Below are 8,077 nucleotides of genomic sequence, written 5' to 3'. Positions count from 1 at the left end.
GATCTACGAGCAGGACTTTTTGCCCTGCTCGTTCGGGGGCAGGCCAGAGCTCAGCGCCCACCATGCCCTGTCGACCCTCAACGAGGTGATCTCAGGTGGCACGACGGGCTGGGTGCTGGAGGCGGATCTGAAGAATTTCTTCGGGAGCTTATCCCATGAGTGGATGCTCCGGTTTATTGCACATCGAGTCGGGGACCCGCGCCTGATCAGCTTGATCAGACGCTGGTTGAAAGCGGGCGTCCTTGAAAACGGAGCTGTCCACCCGAGTGACGAAGGAACTCCACAAGGTGGTTCGATCAGCGTTCTGCTGAGCAACGTTTACCTGCACTATGTGCTGGACCTATGGTTCGAGCGCGTCGTGAAGACCCGGTTACGGGGCGAGGCTCGGCTGGTGCGCTACATCGACGACTTTGTGATCTGCTTCCAATATCGCTCGGACGCACTTCAGGTCGAGGAGGCCCTGCGTCACAGGTTGGGGAAATTTGGCCTCACTCTTGAGCCGAGCAAGACCAAGTTGGTCGAGTTTGGCCGTTCGCACAGCGGCACGCGAGCAAACGCGGCAGAAACCGCCCGGAGACATTTTACTTTCTGGGTATGACGCTGTACTGCACGCGGAACCTGAAGGATAACTTTAAGGTTGGCATGCGCACGGAGAAGTCGAGACTTCGACGGAGCGTCTTGTCGCTGCAGGCGCTGATGCGGGAAATGCGGCATCACACGATCAGGAAACAGGTCGGCGCGATTAACGCTGTCCTACGCGGCCACTATGGCTACTACGGTGTCGCCGGAAACTACCGGTCGCTCACCAAGGTCTATAGAGCTGTGGAACGTTATTGGTTGAAGATGCTGCGCAGCCGCAGCCGGGATGGTGGCCATCTCACTTGGGGCGCCTTCCAGCAGATTAAGGAACGGACCCCACTACAGCAACCAAAGCTGCGGCTCCCATACCGGGCGCTGCGAGCACTTGCGATACTGTGAAACAACTGCCGAAGAACGTGGTGCGGTAAATCCGCACGCCACGTTCTGTGGGAACCGGAGGTGGGTGACCACCTCCGGTGACCCGGTGGCGATGGGCAACCATCGTCCCTACCGGGACCAGCAACTCATACCAAGCTTATTCCCTGAGCTCACACGAATAAGCCCGATCCACCGCTGTCGCCAGACGGAGTCAATGCACCGATCAGGTCAGCGCTTGAGCCCATCCCCACATCCACGGCGCAAAAGAGCAGCAAGCCGTTGCAGGCCCATAAACGGCAGCGCACCGCTCAGATTACTGGACGCGATGGCCGACAGTTGGATTGGGCATGCCATAGGGCTTCCTCACCGGCCAGTTCGCGGCGCCGGGGTCTTCTTGCTCTGCCGGTCAACCCCCGATCCGACCGGCCGGGCCGGTTTGCAAGGGCGGAACGGAGGCGAGTGATCCTCCCCCCGCCCTTCCGGGCCATCGAGTATGACGTTCCGTCATTAAAGGAAGAGCAGCCGATGCATGGCGATCTAGATCTAGACAAGGGAAAGGGATGGAATCCCAAAAAAGCTTACGAAGTGGTTCTCAAATAAGCTATAGCTGCCAATCCCGCTATTCATAATCCCATTTATCTTGTCTTCGCCAACGTAGTTTGCGCGGAATGTGCGACCTCTTGGATCTACATGAATCTCTGCTTCATTAAAATCAATCATGACATTTGTAATGGGGTTGACTGCTTTAAACACTGCCTCCTTTGCACTGAAGATTAAGGTTGCGTCGTTTATCAAGCCTATCCCACAAGTGCGGAAGTTTGCAAGTTCCCGATCGGTCAGAACCTCATGAACAAAATCCGAAGAAACGCTACCTTGTGCTTCTATATCTATTCCAATACCACGGAAGGGTTGATCGCTCTTTGTTACGACGACTAAAGCGAGTGTTTGCGAATGAGCAATGCTCCCAACGATTCCTTTCGGCCAAATTGGCTGTCGGAACTCTCCGGTCATAATTGGGGAGGCGGCATGGCCCATAGACGCTAAAGCAACCCGGGCAAAATGCCGCCCCGTCGCATATTCGATACGCCGCTTCTCAACGGCTCGCTCCAGGTGAGCTAATTCACGCGCATAGAGCTCCTGCGTATAATCACAAATCTTTCCGATGACACCAACCAAGTGATTCCCTAACTCGAACTTAACTGGGCGATCCCCATCTAAGCAGGGAAGATAAATGGGTATAGTTTTTTGCATAAGTCACCTATTCTGGCCCGCCGGTCGTGGTCAAGCCTCGCCAGGCGGGCCTTCCGCTCCGGTCGGCTGCCATGGATCTCGCGCTTCAGCTTCTCGATCTCAAGCCGGAGCCGGGCGATCAACGCATCCGTTCCGGACGGGTTCGGCAACAGCAATAGTATTCTTCAGCTTTGCGAGGTCGATTCCGACAAAAGCTTCTCTATAGTCTACCACCGCTTGTCCTCCTGTGATGAGGATCGACTGGCCCGTCCGAGCAACCCTCCGAAGACCAGTGTAGGGCGAGTCACCCAGGCGCGAAGCCGGACAGGACACTCTTATCGAGCACATCTATTGAGCAGTTGAGCTGAATGGTTTTTGCTCTCTATGCTAAGAACGATGATCCCAAAGCCGAACTTGTCGATCTCGAGCAGCTCATATCCTGCGGAAGATGATCCTGGCTCAAAGCCATGCTGAAGACTACCACAAACTGGCGAATCTTCAAGCAATTGCAATTACATAACGCTACTCTGGTTGGCTGCTTGAGGCGCTTGCGATCAACCTTGTCCAGTCGAGGCCGGCAATCAGCAGGCCAAACTATTCAGCCCACATGGTCATTGCGCCGTCCTTGATTGGAGAGAAAGGTAAAGCATCCATTCTCCAGCCTCCAGGATCATTCCTGACCCGTCCCAGTAAACGCAGATTGCTAGGCTTGGCGCGCAAAACGAAGATATCGTCGCAATGGGTCAATCCCTATGCGCCACGCTATCGCAGAAACGCTCGCACCCGGCTCCTGCTTTCGGCTACCGCCTGAGGCCTGAACTCACCTGACCAACGTTGAACCTCTGCCGGCGCGGCCTCTAGGCGACCCGCAACGGCTTCGATCATATTAAGCTTCTGACATAGCAATTCATACCAAGCTTATTCCCTGTCACACGAATAAGCCCGATCCACCGCTGTCGCCAGACGGAGTCAATGCACCGATCAGGTCAGCGCTTGAGGCCATCCCCACATCCACGGCGCAAAAGAGCAGCAAGCCGTTGCGGGCCTATAAGCGGCAGCGCACCGCTCAGAGCACTGGACGCTACGACAGTAGGATTGGGCATGCCGTCGTCGCGGCTATGTTTAGCTGCCGTTCAAAATCCACTCAATCGCTTCGCTTCGCTGACCGAAACCGCAAAGCGTCGGCGGCACGAACTGTCAATTTGCCGCCGTTGTGGGAATGAAATCCGCTCTATTGAAAGCGAATGTCGGAAAATCGGTGTACGACATAGATCAGCACTGTGGTGGCTAGCACCATTAGCGCCGAAATTGCATTTACCGTTGGGCTGACGCCGGCACGCATCTGACCCCAAATCACGATAGGAAGTGTATTGTCGGATCCGATCGTGAAGAACGAAACGCTGAATTCGTCGAGCGACCACGCAATAACAAGAAGCGCCGCACCTACCATGGCACTCCGTATCAGAGGCAACGTCACCCGATAGAATGCCTGAGCGGGGTTCGCTCCGAGTGTTGCCGCTGCTTCGGGGATCTGCGGATCAAGGCTCGCAATTCGGCTGGTGAGTGTAAACACCATGAATGGCAAAGTGATCAATACGTGGCCGATGATAGCGGTCCATACTGAAAGACCTATCCCAAGGCTCGTGAAGAACGATAGCAAAGAGATCCCGAGCAGAAGGTGCGGCAAGAGCAATGGCAGCGCCATCAAACCGGCCAACATCGATGCACGACGGAATCTGAATCTGGCGATGGCGAAGGCTGCCGAAGTGCCGATCAACATGCAGCAGATCGTGGTGCCGAGCGCAACGAACACACTGTTGACCGCTGCCTTACGCATGATCGGATCCCGCGCGACAGAAACGTACCATTCCGTCGTCGGACCCTCGAAAGGGAAAGCCGCAAGTCCTTTCGCATCAAAAGAAAAAAGGATCACGATAGCGATGGGGGCGAAGAGAAATACCAGCAGGACTGCCGTGTATAAGCTAAACGCAAGAGTCGAGAGACGTCCCTGGTTCATGGTCGATCCTTAATTCCGATTCGCCTCAGCAGAGCAGTAACCGCCCATAAGAATATCCCCATGGAAATCACCAAGCTGAACGCAATTGCGGACCCGAGCGGCCAGTCAAATGATAGACCAAATCGACCGACCACAGCGTTCCCGGCAAGCTGCGCTTTGGGTCCTCCGAGAAGTTGAGGGGTGACGAAATCGCCAGCTGCGATGACGAACGCTAGCGCAAACGCTGACACGATACCGCGACTGGCCATTGGGACGGTGACCCTGAAAAAGGCGCCGATCGAAGTGGCTCCGAGGCTCTTTGCCGCCTCGATGCATTGCGCGGAAACTCCGGAAAGAGCCGAAACGAGCGGGAGCATAGCGACTGGTACGAGGATGCTTGTCAAAGTCACGATCACGGCAGCTTTGCTATACGCGAAGGTTTCCAATGGCGCCTCGGTGACACCCGTCCAGCTCAACAGCTGGCTGATCGCGCCATTGCGGCCGAGAAGTGATCGCCATGCGTAAATCCGCACGATGTAGGCTGTGAACAGGGAGACCATCACCAGGAGCAGAATAATTGTCCCTGCCCGCCTGAGCGGGCCGAGAGTGATCGCATATGCCAGCGGAAACGCAAGCACGACTGACGCCAGCCCGATCGCCGATCCCATCCAAAGAGATCGAAGCAGAATCTCACGAAACAGTGGGTCCGTAAAAATCTTGATGTAATTCTCTGGTGAGGTACCGAACGAAATGTCAGCGTAGCTGGTGCTACCGAAAGAATACGCGAATAGCACGCCGCATGGGATAATGAAGAAGACGGCCATGAAGAGGCTGGCCGGCGCAGCCATGAGATAAAACTGCCTAACCATTGGTGTCGTCTTCGATTTGCGCGATTGAGTTGTCCGACCAGGTGAGAAGAACCCGGTCGCCTTGTGAGAATGCGCCGCCCGTACCGGCGAGAACCGGTTGCTGAACCATAACGCTTTGCTCGCCTACCTGGACTAGGTAGCGCCTGAATGCGCCTTGAAAGATCGCCTCTCGAACCTGTCCTGTTACCGAATTTGACTCGGACGCGGCAGGACGGTCTTTCGGCGTCCCCTCAATCATTATGGATTCGGGTCGGAGGCAGACGAGGCCCGCTCCTGTGTCTCGAGCACCGTGAGCATCGAAGCGGATGTTTCCAACAGGCGATTGAAGCAAGGACTTATTTCCCTCACGGCGAAGCGACCCCGTAAAGATGTTCGCTTCTCCCAGAAACTTTGCGCTGAACAGAGTTTTTGGTCGGCTATAAACCTCTTCAGGAGAACCGCGTTGAACGATAGTTCCGCTGTTCATAAGGACGATCTCGTCGCTCATGACCATCGCCTCGTCCTGATCGTGTGTGACGAACAGGAAGGTCGCGCCGATGCTACGCTGGAGTTGGCGAAGTTCAAGCTGCATCGCTTGGCGAAGCTTGAGATCCAATGCTGACATCGGTTCATCGAGCAGCAAAACCGGTGGTCCGGCAGCAAGAGCGCGTGCGAGCGCCACTCGCTGAGCTTGGCCGCCGGAAAGCTGATCGATCGGCCGATCTGCAAAGGCGCTGAGCCTGACGATCTCGAGAAGCTCGCCAACGCGATTGGCAGCCTTCTTTTTCTCCACCCGTTGCAGTGATAAAGCAAACCCGACATTCTGGCTTACCGTCATGTGGGGAAACAGCGCGTAGCGCTGGAAAACAAGGCCAACGGGGCGGCGATGCGGCGGCGTCAGCGACAGGTCTTTCCCCGCTATCACAACGCGCCCTGTTGATTGCCGATCCAGCCCGGCAATGATGCGCATTAATGTCGTCTTGCCGCAGCCCGAGGGACCAAGCAAAGATACAAAGCGGCCAGGCGCCACGTCGAGCGAAATGCTCGACAGGGCGGAGAATGACCCGAACTCCTTAGTGACGCGTCGGACCGAGACTGCGGAAGTTTCAACTACCTGCGAAATCATGACAGCTTGATCCGTTCCCAAGCTTCGGTCCAATCCCGCATGGTTGCGATTTCACCCTCAGCCTCAAGGCCTGGTGGAATATAGAACGTGTTCTTTTCCAGGAAAGCTGGCAGATCTTCGTAAGGATAGAGCTTTCGTTGGTCGTCAGGCAGAAGTGCGACCGCGTCGGCGTTCACAACGCCACAGCCGATTGCAGCGCCGATGATGGCGTTGCCCTCTGCGGAAAGCATCTGATTGAGGAACGAGTACGCCTGCTCCAGATGCGGAGCCTTGGCGGCGATGCAGTATGAATCGCACCAGAGAAATGTACCATCTTCCGGAGGAACATAGGACGCGCCGTCAATGCCCTTTGCCTTCAGCTTTGTGTCGATAAACCGCCATCCAAGCACACTTGCCTGCGCGTCGCCGCGCGCCAGAACGTCAGTAATGTCGCCAAAGCTTGGCGCAATGGTTGTCAGGTTCGCCTTGACCGGCATGAAAGCCTCGGCAGCCTGACTGACCTGAGCTTTCGTCAGCTTGGAGAAGTCGGTGGTTTTGAAGAGTGCCCGAGCAAAGAGCCAGAGGTTTGCGGGGTCGTCCAGCGTGATGAGCTTGCCACGGTATTTCTCATCACCGAGATCTGCCCAATTCTTTGGAAGATCTTTGAAAAGATCTGCCCGGTAGCTCAGCGGATAGTCACTCCAACTCACTGGCATAGCATAGTTCGCACCATTGGACTGCTGCCACGACATGTTACGAAACTGGGTGAAAAAGCGCTCGCTGCTTGGCAGTTTTGCTGCATCGATCGGCTCGACCAGCTTTGTTCTGATCAAGGGCCCGATGGCACTGATGCCGGGCGTGACAACGTCAATCGACCCCACTCCGCCGCTGCGGAGTTTCGTTACAATCTCAGCATTGCCCGTGATGTATTGCGCATCCAGGGTGAGGCCCTGCGCAGCAAGCGGTCCCATCGCCTTCGGGTCATCGTAACCCTGCCAGCCAAGGAACTTGAGAGTCACGTTCAGCGCTTCGGCACTTGCTGCCGCTCGTGCTCTCATTGAAGGAAAAGCTGCAGCGATGCCAACGGCGCCAAGAAGCGCTCCTTGGCGAGCAAGGAATTCACGACGATTCATTTTTATCTCCCAGGTTGTCCGTCAGCGTTCCCGCACTGAATGGCGTTTCAAGTTATTTTTTATGATCTTTGATCAAAGATCATAAAATGTCAATGCATCTCCTCCACAAATATCAATCGGGCATCGTTAGATTCCTATCGCTTCATAGGCGTCGGCGATCTGTCGGATCGACGCGACATAGGCGGCGGTTCGGTAATCACCGAGTTCCGGTTGCTGTTCGATGAGGTCAGCGATGCGTGTCCAGGTGCTGCGCATGACGTCTTCCAGTCCGGACCGGACGAGATCGATTTCAGCGCCGCCTTCGAGAAACTCGTCACGGATATCGGCGGGGAACTCCTTGCCGGTCATGCGTTCCAGCGCCGTTGCGATCGTCTGGTTGCGCCTTTCGCGCCGGCGCCGTTCCATCAGACAAGGGAATATGCGTGAGGTTCTTCACCCACTCGAAGTAGCTTACGACGACCCCGCCGGCATTGACGTAGAGATCGGGAAGAATGGTGATCCCACGGGTGCGCAGAACCTTGTCGGCCTCAAAGGTGACCGGCCCGTTGGCGGCTTCGACGACCAGGTTTGCCTTGATGCGCTCCGCGTTCCCCGCATAGATTGCATTTTCCATCGCCGCCGGAATGAGAACGTCGCATGGCTGCTCGATGCCCGTCAAATCACCCGGATACGACATGGCGCCTGCAAAACCGAGGACGCTGCCGGTTTTGATCTGATGCTGCTTCAGCGCCTCGATCGCCAAACCATCGGCATTGGCGACATAGCCGTCCCGTTCAGCGACAACGGTAACCCGGGCACCGTCTTCTTC

7 protein-coding genes and 1 pseudogene are annotated in these 8,077 nt (G+C 55.9%); 2 read left to right on the top strand and 6 right to left on the bottom strand.

Going from position 1 to position 8,077, the window contains the following annotated elements; all coding sequences use genetic code 11:
* Together EM858_RS27575 and EM858_RS27570 are read left to right on the top strand one after the other, a co-directional pair.
* On the top strand, nt 1-598 hold a 598-nt coding region (locus EM858_RS27575; RefSeq protein ID WP_245483068.1), incomplete at its 5' end, for a reverse transcriptase domain-containing protein.
* An 80-nt stretch (nt 599-678) separates the two neighbouring features.
* Complete coding sequence (locus EM858_RS27570) at nt 679-978, top strand: hypothetical protein (protein ID WP_245483067.1); 300 nt, start codon at nt 679-681, stop codon at nt 976-978.
* 522 nt (nt 979-1,500) lie between these two features.
* On the opposite strand, the gene EM858_RS26780 is transcribed toward EM858_RS27570, so the two are convergent.
* The 6 genes and pseudogenes from EM858_RS26780 to EM858_RS26750 all read right to left on the bottom strand — a co-directional run.
* A complete protein-coding gene (locus EM858_RS26780) occupies nt 1,501-2,133 on the bottom strand; it encodes a 4'-phosphopantetheinyl transferase superfamily protein (protein ID WP_164865588.1) in 633 nt (210 codons plus the stop codon).
* 1,285 nt (nt 2,134-3,418) lie between these two features.
* Nucleotides 3,419-4,204 (bottom strand): ABC transporter permease, encoded by a 786-nt coding sequence (locus EM858_RS26770; RefSeq protein ID WP_127758558.1) that lies wholly within the window; start codon nt 4,202-4,204, stop codon nt 3,419-3,421.
* Nucleotides 4,201-5,031 (bottom strand): ABC transporter permease, encoded by an 831-nt coding sequence (locus tag EM858_RS26765; protein WP_164865587.1) that lies wholly within the window; start codon nt 5,029-5,031, stop codon nt 4,201-4,203. The genes EM858_RS26770 and EM858_RS26765 overlap by 4 nt, the downstream gene beginning before the upstream one ends.
* A gap of 13 nt (nt 5,032-5,044) precedes the next feature.
* Nucleotides 5,045-6,157: an ABC transporter ATP-binding protein gene (locus EM858_RS27700; protein ID WP_127758556.1), complete on the bottom strand. Its 1,113-nt coding sequence runs from the start codon at nt 6,155-6,157 to the stop codon at nt 5,045-5,047.
* Nucleotides 6,154-7,269 (bottom strand): extracellular solute-binding protein, encoded by a 1,116-nt coding sequence (locus tag EM858_RS26755; RefSeq protein WP_127758555.1) that lies wholly within the window; start codon nt 7,267-7,269, stop codon nt 6,154-6,156. Before EM858_RS26755 ends, EM858_RS27700 begins: the two co-directional genes overlap by 4 nt.
* Before the next feature lie 126 nt (nt 7,270-7,395).
* Nucleotides 7,396-8,077: pseudogene (locus EM858_RS26750) on the bottom strand (glutamate dehydrogenase); the annotation flags it as partial.

The sequence above is a fragment of the Agrobacterium sp. CNPSo 2736 genome (assembly GCF_004005385.1).
GTDB classification, from domain to species: Bacteria; Pseudomonadota; Alphaproteobacteria; order Rhizobiales; family Rhizobiaceae; genus Agrobacterium; species Agrobacterium leguminum.
Note: the sequence above shows the minus strand (reverse complement) of the source record. Positions and strands in the feature narration are given on the sequence as shown.

What these genes read in the sequence shown, in the direction of transcription:
- EM858_RS26770 (WP_127758558.1), bottom strand. Translation starts at nt 4,204, where the DNA reads ATGAACCAGGGACGTCTCTCGACTCTTGCGTTTAGCTTATACACGGCA.
- EM858_RS26765 (WP_164865587.1), bottom strand. Translation starts at nt 5,031, where the DNA reads ATGGCTGCGCCGGCCAGCCTCTTCATGGCCGTCTTCTTCATTATCCCA.
- EM858_RS27700 (WP_127758556.1), bottom strand. Translation starts at nt 6,157, where the DNA reads ATGATTTCGCAGGTAGTTGAAACTTCCGCAGTCTCGGTCCGACGCGTC.
- EM858_RS26755 (WP_127758555.1), bottom strand. Translation starts at nt 7,269, where the DNA reads ATGAATCGTCGTGAATTCCTTGCTCGCCAAGGAGCGCTTCTTGGCGCC.